Origin of the sequence: Neorhizobium sp. DAR64860/K0K1 (assembly GCF_050500205.1) — a bacterium.
In the GTDB taxonomy this organism is placed as follows: Bacteria; Pseudomonadota; Alphaproteobacteria; order Rhizobiales; family Rhizobiaceae; genus Neorhizobium; species Neorhizobium soli.
On record NZ_CP191459.1, the window covers coordinates 2,144,027 to 2,161,388 of the forward strand.

General features: G+C 61.3%; 17 protein-coding genes. 8 read left to right on the forward strand and 9 right to left on the reverse strand.

The features are described 5' to 3' along the window. The first annotated feature begins 65 nt into the window (after window positions 1–65). Window positions 66–368: a type II toxin-antitoxin system VapB family antitoxin gene (locus tag ACQY1J_RS15035; RefSeq protein WP_192077124.1), complete on the forward strand. Its 303-nt coding sequence runs from the start codon at window positions 66–68 to the stop codon at window positions 366–368. Then, window positions 355–744: a type II toxin-antitoxin system VapC family toxin gene (locus ACQY1J_RS15040; RefSeq protein WP_192076711.1), complete on the forward strand. Its 390-nt coding sequence runs from the start codon at window positions 355–357 to the stop codon at window positions 742–744. Before ACQY1J_RS15035 ends, ACQY1J_RS15040 begins: the two co-directional genes overlap by 14 nt. On the opposite strand, the gene ACQY1J_RS15045 is transcribed toward ACQY1J_RS15040, so the two are convergent. Together ACQY1J_RS15045 and ACQY1J_RS15050 are read right to left on the reverse strand one after the other, a co-directional pair. Beyond that, window positions 745–1,194, reverse strand: coding sequence for a DNA polymerase III subunit chi (locus ACQY1J_RS15045; RefSeq protein ID WP_184654871.1), 450 nt, complete (start codon window positions 1,192–1,194; stop codon window positions 745–747). It lies immediately after the preceding gene. After that, window positions 1,194–2,687 carry a leucyl aminopeptidase gene (locus ACQY1J_RS15050; protein WP_430250222.1) on the reverse strand — a complete coding sequence of 498 codons (1,494 nt, stop codon included), beginning with the start codon at window positions 2,685–2,687 and terminating at the stop codon, window positions 1,194–1,196. Before ACQY1J_RS15050 ends, ACQY1J_RS15045 begins: the two co-directional genes overlap by 1 nt. A gap of 277 nt (window positions 2,688–2,964) precedes the next feature. Here ACQY1J_RS15050 and ACQY1J_RS15055 point away from each other — a divergent pair, with 277 nt between their 5' ends. The 6 genes from ACQY1J_RS15055 to rsmA all read left to right on the forward strand — a co-directional run bounded on the left by ACQY1J_RS15055 (window position 2,965) and on the right by rsmA (window position 10,563). Further along, window positions 2,965–4,146 carry an LptF/LptG family permease gene (locus tag ACQY1J_RS15055; protein ID WP_062579873.1) on the forward strand — a complete coding sequence of 394 codons (1,182 nt, stop codon included), beginning with the start codon at window positions 2,965–2,967 and terminating at the stop codon, window positions 4,144–4,146. Further along, window positions 4,143–5,231, forward strand: a complete 1,089-nt coding sequence (gene lptG, locus ACQY1J_RS15060) for an LPS export ABC transporter permease LptG (protein WP_062453330.1) — start codon at window positions 4,143–4,145, stop codon at window positions 5,229–5,231. Before ACQY1J_RS15055 ends, lptG begins: the two co-directional genes overlap by 4 nt. Then, window positions 5,231–7,564 carry an LPS-assembly protein LptD gene (locus tag ACQY1J_RS15065; protein WP_430250223.1) on the forward strand — a complete coding sequence of 778 codons (2,334 nt, stop codon included), beginning with the start codon at window positions 5,231–5,233 and terminating at the stop codon, window positions 7,562–7,564. The genes lptG and ACQY1J_RS15065 overlap by 1 nt, the downstream gene beginning before the upstream one ends. A 132-nt stretch (window positions 7,565–7,696) precedes the next feature. Further along, window positions 7,697–8,659 carry a SurA N-terminal domain-containing protein gene (locus ACQY1J_RS15070; protein WP_430250225.1) on the forward strand — a complete coding sequence of 321 codons (963 nt, stop codon included), beginning with the start codon at window positions 7,697–7,699 and terminating at the stop codon, window positions 8,657–8,659. Between the two features lie 27 nt (window positions 8,660–8,686). After that, window positions 8,687–9,718, forward strand: a complete 1,032-nt coding sequence (gene pdxA, locus ACQY1J_RS15075) for a 4-hydroxythreonine-4-phosphate dehydrogenase PdxA (RefSeq protein ID WP_430250226.1) — start codon at window positions 8,687–8,689, stop codon at window positions 9,716–9,718. Next, window positions 9,718–10,563, forward strand: a complete 846-nt coding sequence (rsmA, locus tag ACQY1J_RS15080; protein WP_325261200.1) for a 16S rRNA (adenine(1518)-N(6)/adenine(1519)-N(6))-dimethyltransferase RsmA — start codon at window positions 9,718–9,720, stop codon at window positions 10,561–10,563. Before pdxA ends, rsmA begins: the two co-directional genes overlap by 1 nt. A gap of 79 nt (window positions 10,564–10,642) precedes the next feature. Here rsmA and gmk read toward each other — a convergent pair whose 3' ends face one another. The 7 genes from gmk to fabD form a co-directional block, all read right to left on the reverse strand. Further along, window positions 10,643–11,332 carry a guanylate kinase gene (gmk, locus tag ACQY1J_RS15085; RefSeq protein ID WP_062579867.1) on the reverse strand — a complete coding sequence of 230 codons (690 nt, stop codon included), beginning with the start codon at window positions 11,330–11,332 and terminating at the stop codon, window positions 10,643–10,645. A gap of 7 nt (window positions 11,333–11,339) precedes the next feature. Continuing rightward, entirely contained in the window at window positions 11,340–12,248 is a 909-nt protein-coding gene (locus ACQY1J_RS15090; protein WP_062453335.1) for a YicC/YloC family endoribonuclease, read from the reverse strand. A gap of 36 nt (window positions 12,249–12,284) precedes the next feature. After that, entirely contained in the window at window positions 12,285–13,523 is a 1,239-nt protein-coding gene (mltG, locus tag ACQY1J_RS15095; RefSeq protein ID WP_113111093.1) for an endolytic transglycosylase MltG, read from the reverse strand. A 135-nt stretch (window positions 13,524–13,658) separates the two neighbouring features. After that, window positions 13,659–14,921: a beta-ketoacyl-ACP synthase II gene (gene fabF / locus ACQY1J_RS15100; protein ID WP_174195930.1), complete on the reverse strand. Its 1,263-nt coding sequence runs from the start codon at window positions 14,919–14,921 to the stop codon at window positions 13,659–13,661. Between the two features lie 118 nt (window positions 14,922–15,039). Then, complete coding sequence (locus tag ACQY1J_RS15105; RefSeq protein ID WP_006727438.1) at window positions 15,040–15,276, reverse strand: acyl carrier protein; 237 nt, start codon at window positions 15,274–15,276, stop codon at window positions 15,040–15,042. 283 nt (window positions 15,277–15,559) lie between these two features. Next, window positions 15,560–16,297: a 3-oxoacyl-[acyl-carrier-protein] reductase gene (gene fabG, locus ACQY1J_RS15110; RefSeq protein WP_062453338.1), complete on the reverse strand. Its 738-nt coding sequence runs from the start codon at window positions 16,295–16,297 to the stop codon at window positions 15,560–15,562. A gap of 16 nt (window positions 16,298–16,313) precedes the next feature. After that, window positions 16,314–17,273 (reverse strand): ACP S-malonyltransferase, encoded by a 960-nt coding sequence (gene fabD / locus ACQY1J_RS15115; protein WP_430250227.1) that lies wholly within the window; start codon window positions 17,271–17,273, stop codon window positions 16,314–16,316. Between the last annotated feature and the right edge of the window lie 89 nt (window positions 17,274–17,362).

Below are 17,362 nucleotides of genomic sequence, written 5' to 3' on the forward strand. Positions count from 1 at the left end.
AGCCATCGGTTGTGCCAAATCCGCGGATACACTACCGTCCGTTCGCAACCCTGTGAGGCATGACCATGACGCTTCATATCACCGACCCGGTTCTCGATGCGCTTGCCGAACAGGCGCAGAAAATCCTTAATGCTCCGAGCAAGGAGGATGCGGTTCGCCAGGCGCTGGAGCGCGTGGTGGGAGAGGTTCATCAACGAACTGAACCTGTCTCCGACAACACGACACGAAGCGAACGACTCCAGGCTTTGCGAGACCGGTTGGAGTTGCTGAGGCGAGATTTCAACATGCCGCCCAATGAGTCACTGCCCGCGTTTGATGAAAAGGCTTATCTCGACGACATGTGGGGCGAGAACGATGTTCATCGATAGCTCTGTCATCGTCGAGATCCTGATCGACGGCGACAAGGCGAACGAGCTTCTGAGCCGCATGGCAGATAGCCGGTCGATTTGCACGGGTCCAACCGTGATCTACGAATCGGCGACTGTCTTGGCGACCCGGCTTGGGAGGCACCCCGACGAAACGAAGCTGCTGATACAGTGCTTCGTCGAACGTTTCGAGATTTCTGTCCTGCCAGCATCCTACGAAGTCGCGTCTGCCGCCATAGACGCCTTCGCCCGCTACGGCAAGGGCCGCCATCCGGCAAAGCTCAATTTCGGGGATTGCTTCTCCTATGCCGGTGCGCGCCAGTCCGGACTGCCGCTTCTCTACGTCGGCGGAGATTTTGCGCGGACCGACCTTGCCTGATCAGGCCTTTTTCACCCAGCGTCCCTCAGGCGATTGCTGCCAGTAGGTCAGCGCATGTCCATCGCCCTTCAGCTTCTTCCACTGGGCGCGCGCGCCTTCCAGCTGAAGCTGATCGTAGCCATCGAACATGAAGACGACGCGTTCGTAAGGGTCGAGCGGCGGCGGCTCGGCGCCGTCGACGACGAAACGTACGGTAGCGGAATTCTGGTTCTCAGGTGTCGCGGTCAGCAGAACCGGTTGCTCCTGCGGCATCGGCGCTGCATCGGTGCCGTGCGGCAGAAAGCTGTCATCGCGAAACGTCCACAAATGTGCGTCGAGAAAATCCCGACGCACGTCTTCGGCCGTCTGAACGACCACCTTCCAGCCGCGCTCGATGCTCTTTTCGAGAAGCGCCGGCAGCGCATCTTCGAGCTTCGATTCGGTCAGGTGATAGAACAGAACTTCGGTCATCAGTTCTCGTAGTTCTTACGGACGAGTTCGTCCAGCAGGCGCACGCCGTAGCCGGATGCCCAAGACTGGTTGATCTCGTTCTGCGGCGAGTTGAGCGCCGTTGCCGCGATGTCCAGATGCGCCCAGGGCGTATCGCCGACGAAACGCTTGAGGAACTGCGCCGCAGTGATCGAGCCGGCCTGCCTGCCGCCGCTGTTCTTCATGTCGGCAAAGCGGCTGTCGATCATCTTGTCATAGTCCTTGGAGAGCGGCATGCGCCAGAGCTTCTCGCCGCTTGTCTCGCCCGCCTGCGTCAGTTCGTCCGCCAGCGCGTCATCGTTGGAAAACAGTCCGGCATGAAGATTGCCAAGCGCTACGACGATTGCTCCGGTCAGCGTCGCGAGATCGATCATGAAGCGCGGCTTGAAGCGTTCCTTGCAGTACCAGAGCGCATCGCCAAGCACGAGCCGGCCTTCCGCATCGGTATTGACGATTTCGATCGTCTGGCCGGACATCGAGGTGACGATATCACCGGGCCTCTGGGCGTTGCCGTCAGGCATGTTCTCGACCAAGCCGATAATGCCGATGACGTTCGCCTTGGCCTTGCGGGCGGCCAGCGTGTGCATCAGGCCTGTCACGGCGGCGGCACCGCCCATGTCGCCCTTCATGTCTTCCATGCCGAGGCTCGGCTTGATCGAGATGCCGCCGGTATCGAAAACGACGCCCTTGCCGATAAAGGCGACCGGCTGATCTCCGGGCGTGCCGCCGTTCCAGGTCATGATCGCCAGCCGCGGCGGCCGGGAAGAGCCCTGGGCGACGCCGAGCAGTGCGCCCATGCCAAGTTCCGTCATCTCGGTTTCGGTCAGGATCTCCACGTCGACGCCGAGCGTTTCCAGATCTTTCGCCTTCTGCGCAAACTCGATCGGGCCAAGCACGTTCGGCGGCAGGTTGACGAGGTCGCGGGCGAGAATCACACCCTCGGCAATGGCCTTCGCCGAGACGAATTGCTGAGTCGCCGCATCGGCTTTTGCCGTGACGATGGTGACGGTCACCGTCTTCGGCGACTTGTCCTCGTCGTCGTCCTTCTTCTTGGTCTTGAAGGTATCGAACTTGTAGGCGCGCAGCAGCATGCCGGTCGCGAAATCAGCAGCTTCGGCCGCGCCGACGTCGGCACCGGGTGCATCGAGATACACCGTTACCTTCTCCATCGTCTTCACCGCAGCGGCTGCGACGCCACCCGCTTTCAGCCAATCGTAGGCTGTCAGCTTGTCGGCCTTGCCGAGACCCAGCACGACCAGCCGGTCGGCCTTCGATCCGGCCGGGGCCAGAATATCCAGCGTCGACAATGCCTTGCCCTTGAACTTGGCGATGCCCGCCGCCCTCACCGCGACAGCCTGCGGATCGACCTCGGCGACACCGGCGGCTGCGGCATCGCCTGAAAGCTTGAGCTGAATCGCAAGTCCTCCATCGATGACGGCGGAGGCGGAAAAGGCGATATCGAATTTCATGGACATTACAGCTCCAGGCATTGTGGTGCGGAAGAAAGGCCCGATCTTCACCCTTTCGGTCGCGAACGCAAGCGCGCAGGATCGAACTTCGTGCCTTCCTAAAGCCCGTATTGATGTCCAATCCACTGTTTCCAAATGTCACAACGCCGAAGAAAACCGGGGTTGCCAACATTTTGTGACAGGGGCCCTGTCGCAATGCCGTTCCCAATCGCTTAGATAGGCGCGGCCACCATCGATCGAATGCGGGACGAAAGCCCCTTAGGACCTGAGGCATAATGCGGGAATGAAGCTTCTCGAACTCTACATATTGCGCCGAATCCTGCAGATGTTCCTGGTGGCACTCGTTCCGGTGCTCACGATCATCTGGACGATTCAGGTGCTCGGCCGCATCAACCTGGTCACCGACACCGGCCAGTCGATGGGCTCGTTCATGCAGCTCGCAAGCTATATCCTGCCGACCATCATTCCGGTTGTCCTGCCCTTCGCCTTTGTCATCGGCATCACCCAGACGCTGACGGCGATGAACAACGATTCGGAACTGCCTGTGATCGACGCGGCCGGTGCGGCCCGCAGCATCATCTACAAGCCGGTGATCCTGCTCGCGGTCGCGCTCAGCCTCGTCTCCTTCACCATCACCAATTTCATCGAACCCAAATCACGGCTCGGCGCGCGCGAAATGGTCGCAGCTGCCTATGCTGACCTTCTATCTTCCGTGATCGAGGAAAAGACCTTTCGCAGCATCGAGGACGGGCTTTACGTCCAGATCTCCGAGCGCCATTCGGGCCGGGTGCTGAAAGGCCTGTTCATCGTCGATTACCGCGATCCGAATTTCGGCCTGATCTATTATGCCCGCGAAGGATCGGTCGATCCTGGCGGCACATCGCTTACCATGCGCGACGGCGAAGTGCATCGCAAAGGCCCGGACGGCCGGATCTCGATCGTCAAGTTCGCGTCCTATGCGTTCGATTTGTCAGCGATGACCCAATCAGATGAGGGCGGCCTGCCGCTTTATTCCGGTGACCGGCCGCTGAGCTTCCTGCTCAACCCCGACAAGACCGATCCTGCCTATCAGAAAAAGCCCGAGAGCTTCCGCAGCGAGCTGCATCGTCGCCTGTCCGACTGGCTGTTCCCGATCACCTTCGCGCTGGTGTCTCTGCTTGTGGCCGGCAACACGCGGTCGCACCGGTCGGCACGGCTGCATCCGATGATCTATGTGCTGCTTTTCGCCTTCCTGCTGCGCTGGCTGGGCTTCTCGGCCACCAATCTGACGGAACGCAACGCCGCCTACGTGCCGCTGGTTTACGCGATTCCGCTGGTGACCTGCTTGGTGACGGGCTTCATGCTGGCCACCAACCGGCAGATCCAGATGCCTCGCCTGTTCAGCCGCAGCATCACGAAAGCGACAACCGTCGTGCAGAAGCGCCTTTCGCCGACGGGACGCGGAACCACGGGAGAAGCGAAATGATCTTCTCCACTCTCGGCCGCTATTTCTTCAAGCGCTATATCAGCACCGCGTTCTGGTTCCTGCTCGGTGTCAGCGCCATTATCTTTCTCGCCGATTTCAGCGAGACGAGCCGTCGCCTCTCGGGCCTCAACGGCTACAGCCTCTACGGCGCGCTGGCGATGACGGCGTTGCGCGTGCCGCAGATCCTGCAGCAGGCCATCCCGACGCTGAGCCTGTTTATCGGCATGACGGTGCTGATCGCGCTCAACCGTCGCTACGAACTGGTCGTCACCCGTGCAGCCGGAATTTCCGTCTGGCAGTTCGTCGCACCTTTCATTGTCGGATCGTTTCTGCTCGGTCTCTTCACGCTGTTCGTCGTCAACCCGATCGGCGCCTGGGGCCAGCGCGAATCAATCTCGCTCGAGACCACGTGGCGGCAGGCCAGCAACAAGTCCAAGTCGTCCAAGTTCGTGCCGTGGATCCGCCAGCTGTCCGGCGACGAAGACGTGATCATCGGCGCCAAGACCTATCGCGAGAGCGGTACCGAGCTCCTCGACGTGGTGGTTTTCCACTTCGACAAGGACGACGTCATCACCATGCGGCAGGACGCCAAGACTGCTAAGTTGGAAGATGGTTACTGGCTTCTTAACGACGTTCTGGAGAATCGGCCGGGCGAAATTCCGACCCGTCTCGAGACGGCACAGGTCAAAACCAATTTGAGACGCGAGTATCTTCAGGAGAGCCTTGCTCAGCCGGAAACCGTTGCGTTTCTTGGTCTTTCCCGAAAGATCGAGATAGGCAAATCCTTTGGAATCTCGACAAAGGCGCTGGAAACCCAGTTTCACTCCCTGCTTTCACTGCCGCTGCTGCTCGTCGCCATGACGATGATTGCGGCAACAGTGTCGTTAAAATTCAGTCGCTTCGCACAGTCCAGGTCGATGATTCTGGGTGGAATAGTTTCGGGCTTCGTGCTTTATGTCGTCTCGGTGCTTGTGAAGGCATTCGGGAGCAGCGGGGCGATTCCTCCTTTCGTGGCGGTCTGGATTCCAGTCGTCGTCGCGACTGCCCTGGGCGCTACGATCTTGCTTCATCAGGAGGATGGCTAGTGGCGGTAAGTAACCGCGGAAATATCAGTCGGCTCGCCGCCGCCCTGCTGACCGGTGTGTCTGTATGTGTCTCTGGCGTCGCTGCATTGACGGGCGGCGCGTATGCGCAGGGCCTCGTGCCGGCTGCTGAAGACGGTGCGAAGATGCTTCTGCGCGCCAACGAACTGACCTACAATCAGGACAACAAGCGCGTCACCGCGACCGGTGGCGTCCAGATCTATTACAACCGTTACCGCATGGTCGCGCAGCGCGTTGAATATGATCAGAACACCGGCCGCGTCATGGCGACCGGCAATATCGAGTTCATTGAACCGTCGGGCAGCCGCGTCTACGCGGAAGAGCTCGACGTGACCGACGATTTCGGCCAGGGCTTCATCAATGCCCTGCGCGTGGAAACCACTGACAATACCCGCCTTGCGGCTGAAAGCGCCGAGCGCCAGACCGGCGATATCATGGTGCTCAACAACACCGTGTACACCGCCTGCCTTCCATGCGCCGCCACACCCGGCAAGGCGCCTCTTTGGCAAGTCAAGGCGCAGCGCGTCATTCGCAACGGACAGAAGCATACGATTCGCCTCGAGAATGCACAGTTCGAGTTGTTCGGCTTTTCGCTTGGAAAACTGCCCTTCCCGATCGAGGTTCCCGACGAGACTGTCGAGCGCAAGTCCGGCGTGCTGTTTCCGAAGTTCATCGTCAGCGACAACCTCGGGTTCGGCGTCACCGTCCCCTATTACCATGTCTTCTCGCCAAGCATGGATGCGACGATCAGCCCGACCTACTATTCGAGCCAGGGACTTCTGGTCGAAGGCGAAGTGCGCAACCGGTTCGACAACGGCGACCACACGTTCCGTTTTGCCGGCATCGATCAGCGCGATCCCGGCTCGTTCGACGCTGGCACAAGCGACCGCGAGCAGAACAGCCGCTTCATGGCCGCCTCCAAGGGCGAGTTCCAGATCAACCCGCGCTGGGCCTTCGGCTGGAACGTCATGGCCCAGACGGACGCGAACTTCTCGCGGACCTACAGCCTGACCGATGTCAGCCAGGATACGTTCACCAACGACGTCTACCTGACCGGCCTTGGCAAGCGTAACTATTTCGACCTGCACGCCTACTATTTCGACGTCCAGGACAATGGCACGTCGAACACGCTCGAGCGCCAGCAGGCGATCGCCTATCCGTCGTTGGACTACCAGTATATCGCGCCCGAATCGGTGTACGGCGGTGAGCTTTCGTTCAACGCCAACCTGACCAACCTGTCGCGTCGCGAAGAGGATTCCTACTTCGAGGGCACCACATACCGCTTCCCTGGTCTCGAAGGCGATTACGCCCGCGTGACGACCGAAGCCGAATGGAAGCGCACCTACACGACATCGGGCGGCCTGCTGCTGACGCCGCTGTTTGCAGCACGCGCCGATGGCATCCGCCACGATGTGTCCAATCCGAACTTTGCCTATGACGGCAATCTGGAGCCGAACGGTACGAACGGCCGATACATGCTGACGGCTGGCCTCGAGGCCCGCTATCCGTTCCTGATCACCAGCGAAAACAGCAGCCACATCATCGAGCCGATCGCGCAGATCTATGCGCGTCCGGACGAACAGATGTCCGGCGGCCTTCCCAACGAGGATGCGCAGAGCTTCGTGTTCGATGCCACTTCGCTGTTCGAACGGGACAAGTTCTCCGGCTACGACCGTGTCGAAGGCGGCACCCGTGCCAATGTTGGCTTCCGCTATACCGGCTCGTTCAACAACGGCATCGGCGTGCGCGGCATCTTCGGCCAGTCCTACCAGATTGCCGGCGAGAATTCCTTTGCCAGCGACGATCTTGTTCAGGCCGGGGCCAATTCGGGCCTCGAAACATCGCGATCCGATTACGTCGCCATGGCGGCGATCGACCTGCCGCAGGGCTTCTCGCTTTCCAACAACGTGCGGCTCGATGAAAAGTCGTTCGATATCCGTCGCACCGATACAGCGTTCAGCTATTCCACACCGCGGGTCAGCGGCAAGCTGATCTACACTAAGGTCGATGCGCAGGACGAGTACGGCGACAGCGACGCGACGGACGTGCTGAAGAACAGCATGTCGCTCCGGGTCAACGAAAACTGGTCGCTGGCCGGTTCCGCCACGTGGGACCTGACAGACAGTTCGCTCATCCGGCGCGGCGTCGGTATCAGCTACGCCGACGAGTGCACGATCTTCACGCTTGCCTATACCGACAAGCCTTCGGAAGCCGATGCGAACGACTGGACGATCAGTGCGCGCCTGAGTTTCCGCACGCTTGGCGACGTCAATATCGGCACGACCAAGGATTACGATCAAACCTTCCGTTACTGAGACCGGTAACGGAAGAATCGTCATGGTTTTGCCGCAACGATTGTGCAATCGGACGCCAATCGGCTAGTATGGCGGCCGAAAGCGCGCAAAGTCGCGCGACAAGTGCCCGGGCGGAAAAAAGGGATTGGTTTCATGTTTGCAATGACCGCGACACGCAAGATCGTGCTGGCAGTCTCCGTGCTCGCCGCGACCACGGTCGCCATGCCGGTGATGACACCAATCGTGGCAATGGCACAGTCGACGAGCGGCGTCGCAGCCGTCGTCAACCGGTCGGCGATCACCACCGCTGACGTTGCCCGCCGTTCGGCCTTCATGCGCCTTCAGCGCCAGAAGCCGAGCAACAAGGTAGCTCTCGATCAGCTGATCGACGAAACGCTGAAGCGCCAGGAAATCTCGCGCGTCAAGATGTCCGTCAGCACCGAGGACGTCGATCGTTCGTTTGCCCGCTTCGCGCAGGGCAACAAGATGACGCCCGAGCAGTTGAGCAGCGTGCTCAATCAGGCCGGCGTCACACCGGACCATTTCAAGGCCTATATCGCCGTGCAGATGAGCTGGCCGCGCCTGGTCAACGCCCGTTACGGCGGCGGTCGTCAGCGCATGTCGACCGACCAGCTTGTTACCCGCATGATGGAAAACAAGCAGAAGCCCGTCACCACCGAATATTTCCTGAAACAGGTGATCTTCGTTGTTCCCGCGGCAAAGCGGAACGCCATCCTCAACAAGCGCAAGGCGGAAGCCGACGCGTCGAGGTCGCGGTTCCCCGGCTGCGCCGAAGCTAAAACCTTTGCAGCCACGATGCTGGACGTTTCCATCCGTGATCTGGGCCGCGTGCTTGCGCCGGATTTGCCGGAAGACTGGAAGCCGCTGATCGAGAAGTCCTCCGGCAACACGACCGGCACGCGCGTTACCGAGCGTGGCGTCGAGTTCCTGGCGATCTGCGAGCAGCGTCAGGTTTCCGACGACGTGGCGGCCGAAGCCGTGTTCCGCGCCGAGGATCTCGGCAAGGCTGAAAAGTCCGGTGAAGACCCGAACAGCAAGAAGTACATGGACGATCTGCGCGCCAAGGCCCAGATCGATTACATCCAGAAGTCGTAAAGCCCAAAGGGCCTGAACGGAGACCGCATGCCTTTTGATCGTCCGCTCGCGCTGACCCAGGGCGATCCTGCCGGCATTGGTCCAGACATCACGCTCGCCGCATGGACGGCGAGACGGACACACGGCATTGCGCCGTTTCTCTTCCTCGGCGACCCGGCGGTGCTTGCATCGCGCGCGGCCCTGCTTGGCCTCGACGTTGCGATCCGTGAAACCGACGCGGATGGCGCCGTTTCGATCTTCGAAGACGCGATTCCCGTTCTGCCGATCCCGGCCGGAGCCGAAGTCGCCGCCGGCGAGCCGCATGTCGCCACCGCCCGTGGGACGATCGAGGCGATCGAGACCGCCGTGTCGCTGTCGTTTGCGGGCAAGACGCTCGGCGTCGTCACCAATCCGATTGCCAAGTCCGTTCTATACCAGGCAGGCTTCGGCTTTCCCGGCCATACGGAATTCCTGGCGGACCTTGCGCACAAGCATACGGGCACGCCCGTGCGCCCCGTCATGCTGCTGGCCGGACCGAAGCTGCGAGCCATCCCCGTCACGATCCACATTCCGCTCAAGGACATTCCAGCGGCGCTCACCGAAACGCTGATCCTTGAAACCTGCCGCGTGACCCATCACGACCTGAAAGTCCGGTTCGGCATCGACCAGCCGCGCATCGCGATTGCCGGTCTCAATCCGCATGCGGGCGAAGACGGCACGATGGGCACCGAAGAACGCGGCATCATACATCCGGCCATCGTCAAGCTGCGCGCAGAGGGCATCAACGCCTTCGGGCCGCTGCCGGCTGATACGATGTTTCATGACGAAGCCCGCGGCCGCTACGACGTGGCAATCTGCATGTATCACGATCAGGCGCTGATCCCGGCCAAGGCGCTGGGTTTTGACACATCCGTCAACGTCACGCTCGGCTTGCCCTTCATCCGGACGTCTCCCGACCACGGCACCGCCTTCGGCATCGCCGGCAAGGGTGTCGCCCGCGAGACGAGCCTGGTCGAGGCAATCCGGCTTGCAGGCGCCATGGCCGGAACAATGACACCGAGCCTTGCGGGGCGCATCTGATGGCGACGCTCGATGGGCTGCCGCCGCTGCGTGACGTCGTCCAGCGTCATGGACTGGACGCCAAGAAATCGCTTGGCCAGAATTTTCTGTTCGATCTCAACCTCACCCAGAAGATCGCCCGCGCGGCCGGACCGCTGGAGGACGTGACCGTATTCGAGGTTGGGCCGGGTCCCGGCGGCCTTACCCGTGCCATCCTGTCGCTCGGCGCCAAGAAGGTGATCGCCATCGAGCGCGACGCCCGCGCGCTTCCAGTGCTTGCAGAAATCGCCGACCACTATCCGGGACGGCTTGAGGTCATCGAAGGCGACGCGCTGCAGATCGATTTTGCCGCGCTCGCGGCCGAGAAGGCTGCCGGTGGACCGGTCAAGATCATCGCCAACCTGCCCTACAATATCGGCACGCAACTGCTGCTGAACTGGCTTCTGCCTGAGGACAAGACCTGGCCGCCATTCTGGCAGAGCCTGACGCTGATGTTCCAGAGGGAAGTGGGTCTGCGGATCGTTGCCGACCAGGAAGACGACCACTACGGCCGCCTCGGCGTCCTCGCGGGCTGGCGCACCGATCCCCACATGATGTTCGACGTGCCGCCTCAGGCCTTTTCGCCGCCACCCAAGGTGACCTCGACCGTCGTGCATATGATCCCGCGGGCCAAACCCCTGCCCTGCGACGTCTCCAAGCTGGAACGCATCACCCACGCCGCCTTCGGCCAACGCCGCAAGATGCTGCGCCAGAGCCTGAAACCGGTCGGTGGCGAAGCTCTGCTCGCCAAAGCCGGCATCGACCCGCAACGCCGCGCCGAAACGCTGTCGGTGGAAGAGTTCGTGAAACTGGCAAATCTGCTCTGAAGGGCGTCACCTATCGCTTGGCGCGATTGGGCCACCTCGACTTGTGGGCGCGACGAACGCGCGCCCTTCCAACCAAAACCTAAAGCGTTGGCTCTTCCGTCAGGAGGTTGCTCACGAACTCGAACAGGCCGTGCCTGCGGTCGCGGCGGACGCGTTCGGCGTTGACGATGCAGCTGACGTTGTGGAAGGCTTCGTCGAGATCGTCGTTGACGATGACGTAGTCGTATTCGCGCCAGCGCTCGATTTCCGAGCGGGAATTGGCAAGCCGGGTGCGGATCACCTCTTCGCTGTCTTCGGCGCGGCGGTGCAAGCGTGACTGCAGCTCGGTCATGGTTGGCGGCAGCACGAAGATCGAGACGACGTCCGCCTTCATCTTTTCCTGCAGCTGAAGTGCGCCTTGCCAGTCGATGTCGAACAGCATGTCGCGTCCCTCGGCCATCGCCTTTTCGACCGGCTCGCGCGGCGTGCCGTAGAAATTGCCATGCACCTCGGCCCATTCCAGGAGGTCGTCGGCATCGCGCATGCGTTCGAACTGCGGCACGGTGATAAAGTGGTAATGGGTGTCGGCGATCTCGCTCGGGCGCTTGGCGCGGGTGGTGACACTGACCGAGATCTCGAGGCTATGGTCGCCGCGCAAGAGATTGCCGGCGATGGTGGATTTGCCAGCGCCTGACGGCGACGACAGGACCAGCATCAATCCCCGGCGCGCGATCGTCGTCTTCATCTTCGAGGGCGACGAGGTTTTCGGTGTCGAGGGGGCCGGGCTCATGGTCGTGTCACTCCAGATTCTGAACCTGTTCGCGGAACTGGTCGATCACGACTTTCAGTTCCAGTCCTGCTGCCGTTACAGCAGCGGCGTTGGATTTGGAACAGATCGTATTCGATTCCCGGTTAAATTCCTGTGCAAGGAAGTCGAGACGGCGCCCGGCAGGCCCGCCCGTCTGCAGAAGCTCGCGGGCTGCGACGACATGGGCCTTCAGCCGGTCGATCTCTTCGCGCAGATCGGCGCGGGTCGCAAGCAGTGCTGCCTCGCCATAAAGCCTGTCGCGGTCGAGGGTCGGCGCCTCCGCCATCAAGGCGGCGAGCTGCGTGGAAAGCTTCTTGGCAATCTCTTCCGGCGAGCGGGACGGGTCCTTCTCCACCAGCGTCGTCAGTTCGGCGATGCGGTCCACATGGCGGGTGAGAATGTCCCGCAGTGCCGACCCTTCGTGCTCGCGCATCTCTTCAAGTTTGAAAAGCGCGTCGCCGAGACAGTTGAGGATGGCGGCGTCGCGCGCCGTCACCGCCTGTTCGTCATCCTCGGCCTCGCGGATCTCGACGAGACCACGGATGCCAAGCAACGTGTCGAGACGCAGCGGTGCCGAATCGACCAGATCGCCCAGTTCAGCACGGAGCGCCATCACGGCGGCCAGTGCATCGCGGTTCAGCACCGCTTCCACCTTTGCGTCGTCGGTCGAGAGCGACAGCGCCACCTGCAGATTGCCGCGCGAAAACCGTTCGGAAATCCGCTTGCGGACATCCTGCTCAAGACGATCAACGCCGGAGGGCAGCCGCAATCGCATGTCGAGCCCCTTGCCGTTGACCGAGCGCAGTTCCCAGGCAAAGCGATTGCGGCCGCTTGTTCCTTCGCTGCGGGCAAAGCCGGTCATCGACTGCAGGGATTTCGGGTTAGACGGCAGGCTCATACGCTTCTCCGGACTGCCTTCCCCAGAGGCAAGGCGTCAGTTGCTTTTCGGTGGCTTTTCGGCGTCGTCGCCATCCGGCTGGCCATCGACCACTTCTTCACCGCGGGCTGCCGCATTGCCGGTTGACCGTTCGGCCTCGATCCGGCGCCAGCGACGTACGTTGGCATTGTGCTCTTCCAGTGTGGCTGCAAACACGTGCCCGCCTGTGCCGTCTGCCACGAAATAGAGATCGTTGGTGCGCCACGGATTGGCAACAGCCTCGAGTGCGGCGCGGCCGGGGTTGGAGATCGGCGTCGGCGGCAGGCCCTTGATCTGATAGGTATTGTAGGGCGTCTGCTTGGTCAGATCGGACTTGTAGATCGGCCGATCGGACGGTTTGCCCTCACCGCCGAAGATGCCGTAGACAATGGTCGGGTCAGACTGCAGTCGCATGCCCTTGTTCAGCCGGTTGATGAAGACCGAGGCGACATGGGCGCGCTCGTCGTCCTTGCCGGTTTCCTTCTCGACGATCGAGGCCAGCACCACGAACTCTGCCTTGGTCTTGACCGGCAGGTCGGGGTCGCGCTTTTCCCAGATCTGGTCGATCGTCTTCTGCTGAGCGGCATGCATCTGCGAGAGGATTTCCGACCTCTTGGTGCCGCGCGAGAACTTGTAGGTATCGGGACGCAGGCTGCCTTCGGCGGGAAGCTCCGCCGGCATGTCGCCTTCCAGAACCGCATCCTCGTTGAGACGCAGCATCATCTGGCGCACGGTCAGGCCTTCCGGAAAGACGACGGAATAGAGGATGGACTTGCCGGAGATCAGCGTCTCCATCACGTCCTTCATCGAAGCCTTCGCCTTGATGTCGTATTCGCCGGCCTTCAGCGTCTCGCCGCCGCGCAGATAGGTCGCGGTCACGTAGCGGAACACGCGCGCGTCGGACACGACGCCGTTGCGCTCGAGATTGTTGGCAATCTCCGCCAGGCCGTTGCCGGGACGGACCATGAAGTGGGCGTTCGTTTCCAGCGGGCCCGGATCCTGAAACGTCCGGATCATGTAATACAGGCCGCCGATCACCACGATGCAGACGAGCACGACCATGGTCATGACGAAGTTCAGGAAGATCACCAGCTGGCTGCGCGCCTTCTTGGAGCGACGCGGCGGTTCCGGCACCCGTTCGGGCTTCAGGGCCTCGTTCGGCGATTTCGGAATGATCGGACCACGGGTCGTACCGTTGCCATTGCCGCCATGGCCGTTTCCACTGCCATAACCCGGCTGATCATTCGATGAATTCATGTCGCTCAACCGTTTCCCCTCGACTCTGGACTTTCAACCGGCTGTTTGGCCAAGCAATACGGCAAAAAGCAGGTTCGGAAAATGATATCGGCCGGACTGTCGAAGTCCAGCCGAGAAGCGAAGGCCGAATGCGCGTCAGGCTTCGTAGCGCTTGAGCACCAGAGACGCGTTGGTACCGCCGAAACCGAAAGAGTTCGACAGCGCCACGTTGATTTCGCGCTTGCGCGCGGTATGCGGAACAAGATCGATCACAGTGTCGACATCAGGGTTGTCGAGGTTGAGCGTCGGCGGCGCGATATTGTCACGGATCGCCAATGCGGAGAAGATGGCTTCGACAGCGCCGGCTGCACCGAGAAGGTGACCGATTGCCGACTTGGTCGACGACATGGAGACCTTGGAGGCCGCATTGCCAACCAGGCGTTCGACAGCACCGAGTTCGATCGTGTCGGCCATGGTCGATGTGCCATGCGCGTTGATGTAGTCGATGTCGGATGCGCCAAGACCAGCGCGCTTCAGGGCCGACGTCATGCAACGGAAAGCACCATCGCCGTCTTCGGAAGGAGCCGTGATGTGGAAGGCATCGCCGGACATGCCGTAACCGACGACTTCGGCGTAAATCTTGGCACCGCGCGCCTTGGCGTGTTCGAGCTCTTCCAGCACGACGATTCCGGCGCCCTCGCCCATCACGAAACCGTCACGGTCGCGGTCATAGGGGCGCGAGGCGCTTTGCGGGTCGTCGTTGCGAAGGGTCGACAGCGCCTTGCAGGCAGCAAAGCCGGCCAGCGCGATCCGGCAGATGGGTGATTCGGCACCACCGGCCACCATGACCTCCGCGTCGCCCAGCATGATCAACCGGGCGGCATCGCCAATCGCATGCGCACCGGTGGAACAGGCGGTGACGACCGAATGGTTCGGGCCGCGCAGCTTGTGCTTGATCGAGACCTGTCCGGAGACAAGGTTTATCAGGCGGCCGGGAATGAAGAACGGCGAGATGCGGCGCGGGCCTTTGTCTCGCAAAGTGTAGCCAGCCTCGACGATACCCTCGAGACCACCGATGCCGGAGCCGATCAGGACGCCGGTCTCGATCTGGTCCTGGTCGGTCTGCGGGTGCCAACCGGCGTCGGCCAGCGCCATGTCGGCGGCGGCAACACCATAAAGAATAAATGGATCGATCTTGCGCTGCTCTTTCGGCTCCATCCAGTTGTCGGCATTGAATGTGCCGTTGGAACCGTCGCCGACCGGAATGCGGCAGGCGATTTTGGCCGGAAGATCTTCGACTTCAAATTCGGTCACGACCCGGGCGGCGTTGTCGCCGGCCAGCAGACGTTGCCAGCTGACTTCCGTTCCGCATCCCAGAGGAGATACCATGCCGGTACCGGTGATAACGACACGCCTCATCGCCAGTGCCCCACCCTGTAGTAGTATTGTCAGTTAGTTGCTGAAACGGCCCGAACAAGCGGGCCGTCATGAGAGATCGCGGCCTCGCAACGAGGCGCGCGTCCCGAATATGGTTCGATCAGGCCTGAGCCTTTTCGATGAACTTTACAGCGTCGCCGACCGTCAGGATCGAGTCAGCTGCATCGTCCGGAATTTCCACGCCGAATTCTTCTTCGAACGCCATGACCAGTTCGACCGTATCGAGCGAGTCCGCGCCGAGGTCGTCGATGAAGCTAGCGCCTTCGACAACCTTTTCGGCGTCGACGCCGAGATGATCAACAACAATTTTCTTAACGCGTTCTGCGATATCGCTCATGTCGGTTTCCTCGACCTTTTGTCTTCTCGAATGCCTGAATGGCATCCGTATCCTGTTAATACCTGCCGCCGGCACTTCATGGTGCCGATGCGGGCAAACCCCTTCGCCCCTCTTCAGGTTCCAGTCACATGCTCACGCATTATGACGCCCTGATTTTCGGGGTGACTTCGTGTAGTCAAGGCCCGCTTAACACGGTTTCCGTGCTACGCAAAGCCAGAATCTGTTCCGCCGCACAGCCGCCAACAGCCGATTTTACTCGGATTTGCTGCGCCCGTGCCCCGGATTAGATCATCGCCATACCGCCATTGATATGCAAGGTCTGTCCAGTCACATATCCCGCTTCATTCGAAGCGAGGTAAAGAACAGCGGCGGCAATGTCGGATCCGGCGCCCATCCGCTTCATCGGAATGGCACCCATGATGGCGTCTTTCTGCTTGTCGTTGAGCTTGCCGGTCATGGCGCTCTCGATAAAGCCTGGCGCGACGCAGTTGACCGTCACGTTGCGCGTGGCGATTTCCTGCGCCAGCGACTTCGAGAAGCCGATCATGCCGGCCTTGGAGGCGCAATAGTTGGCCTGGCCCGGATTGCCGGTGACGCCGACGATCGAGGTGATGTTGATGATGCGGCCGAAGCGACGGCGCATCATCGGATGGGTCAGCTCGCGGGTCAGGCGGAACACGGAGGTCAGGTTGACTTCAAGGACTGCGTCCCAGTCCTCGTCGCTCATGCGCACGAACAGGCCGTCCTTGGTGATGCCCGCATTGTTGACGAGAATGTCAACGCCGCCGAGTTCCGCTTCCGCCTTTTCACCGAGCGCCTTGACCGCGGCGCGGTCGGAAAGATTGGCCGGAAAGATGTGGACGCGATCGCCGAGTTCGGCAGCGAGTGCTTCCAGCTTCTCGACGCGAGTGCCGTGCAGGCCGACGGTTGCGCCCTGCGCATGCAGCATGCGGGCGATTTCTTCGCCGAGGCCGCCGGTGGCGCCGGTGACGAGGGCCTTGCGGCCGGTCAGGTCAAACATGTTGAATTCCTTCTCTTCAGCCGAGGATGGCAGCCAGCGCCGCGTCAATATCGGCCGGGGTGTTGAGGGCTATGCCAGAGATATTCTTGTCGATGCGGCGGGCAAGACCCGTGAGCACCTTGCCGGAACCAATTTCGTAGAGCGTCGTCACGCCATTGGCGCCGAACCACTCGACGGTTTCGCGCCAGCGCACCTGTCCGGTCACCTGCGCCACCAGCAGTGTTGCGATTTCATTCGCATCGGTGACCGGCGCTGCGCGCACATTGGCGATGACAGGCACGACCGGATCAATTTTCTGCACCGCGTCCAGCGCGTGGCGCATGGCGTCAGCCGCCGGCGCCATCAGGTCGCTATGGAAGGGCGCAGAGACCGGCAGCATGATCGCGCGCTTGGCACCCTTTTCGGTTGCCAGAGCCGCTGCCTTTTCGACAGCAAGCTTGGAGCCGGAAATCACCAGCTGGCCGCCGCCATTGTCGTTGGCGATCTGACACACGCCTTCCGACTTCGCCTCCACGCAGATCGCTTCGACATCGGCGTGGTCGAGGCCGATGATCGCAGCCATCGCGCCCTGACCGACCGGAACGGCGGACTGCATCGCGTCACCGCGAATGCGCAACAGCCGTGCTGTGTCTGCGAGAGAGAACGTGCCGGCCGCACAAAGAGCCGAATATTCGCCGAGCGAATGGCCGGCGACGAAACCGACCATTTCGGCGAGAACGAGGCCACGGGCTTCGAGAACGCGCATAGTCGCGATGGAAACGGCCATGAGGGCCGGCTGCGCGTTGGCGGTCAGCGTCAACGTTTCTTCCGGCCCGTTCCACATTGTTTCGGACAGTTTCTGGCCGAGCGCCTCGTCGACTTCCTCGAACACGGCACGGGCTTCGGGAAAGGCGTCGGCCAGTTCCTTGCCCATGCCGACGGCCTGGCTTCCCTGACCCGGGAATGTGAATGCGATACTGCTCGCCGGACTACTCATAAGGTCGTTTCCTTTCCCTATTTTTGCCCTTTCCATTCACATTCCCGCCTTGCAAGTCAAGGGTTTCGGGCATTTACCCCGCTTTTGGC

Excerpts from the sequence above, each read along its gene's own strand:
- ACQY1J_RS15070 (WP_430250225.1), top strand. The coding sequence starts at position 7,697 with ATGTTTGCAATGACCGCGACACGCAAGATCGTGCTGGCAGTCTCCGTG.
- ACQY1J_RS15105 (WP_006727438.1), bottom strand. The coding sequence starts at position 15,276 with ATGAGCGATATCGCAGAACGCGTTAAGAAAATTGTTGTTGATCATCTC.
- ACQY1J_RS15040 (WP_192076711.1), top strand. The coding sequence starts at position 355 with ATGTTCATCGATAGCTCTGTCATCGTCGAGATCCTGATCGACGGCGAC.
- ACQY1J_RS15090 (WP_062453335.1), bottom strand. The coding sequence starts at position 12,248 with ATGAGCCTGCCGTCTAACCCGAAATCCCTGCAGTCGATGACCGGCTTT.
- rsmA (WP_325261200.1), top strand. The coding sequence starts at position 9,718 with ATGGCGACGCTCGATGGGCTGCCGCCGCTGCGTGACGTCGTCCAGCGT.
- fabG (WP_062453338.1), bottom strand. The coding sequence starts at position 16,297 with ATGTTTGACCTGACCGGCCGCAAGGCCCTCGTCACCGGCGCCACCGGC.
- pdxA (WP_430250226.1), top strand. The coding sequence starts at position 8,687 with ATGCCTTTTGATCGTCCGCTCGCGCTGACCCAGGGCGATCCTGCCGGC.
- lptG (WP_062453330.1), top strand. The coding sequence starts at position 4,143 with ATGATCTTCTCCACTCTCGGCCGCTATTTCTTCAAGCGCTATATCAGC.
- ACQY1J_RS15045 (WP_184654871.1), bottom strand. The coding sequence starts at position 1,194 with ATGACCGAAGTTCTGTTCTATCACCTGACCGAATCGAAGCTCGAAGAT.
- ACQY1J_RS15055 (WP_062579873.1), top strand. The coding sequence starts at position 2,965 with ATGAAGCTTCTCGAACTCTACATATTGCGCCGAATCCTGCAGATGTTC.
- gmk (WP_062579867.1), bottom strand. The coding sequence starts at position 11,332 with ATGAGCCCGGCCCCCTCGACACCGAAAACCTCGTCGCCCTCGAAGATG.
- ACQY1J_RS15035 (WP_192077124.1), top strand. The coding sequence starts at position 66 with ATGACGCTTCATATCACCGACCCGGTTCTCGATGCGCTTGCCGAACAG.
- fabF (WP_174195930.1), bottom strand. The coding sequence starts at position 14,921 with ATGAGGCGTGTCGTTATCACCGGTACCGGCATGGTATCTCCTCTGGGA.
- ACQY1J_RS15050 (WP_430250222.1), bottom strand. The coding sequence starts at position 2,687 with ATGTCCATGAAATTCGATATCGCCTTTTCCGCCTCCGCCGTCATCGAT.
- fabD (WP_430250227.1), bottom strand. The coding sequence starts at position 17,273 with ATGAGTAGTCCGGCGAGCAGTATCGCATTCACATTCCCGGGTCAGGGA.
- mltG (WP_113111093.1), bottom strand. The coding sequence starts at position 13,523 with ATGAATTCATCGAATGATCAGCCGGGTTATGGCAGTGGAAACGGCCAT.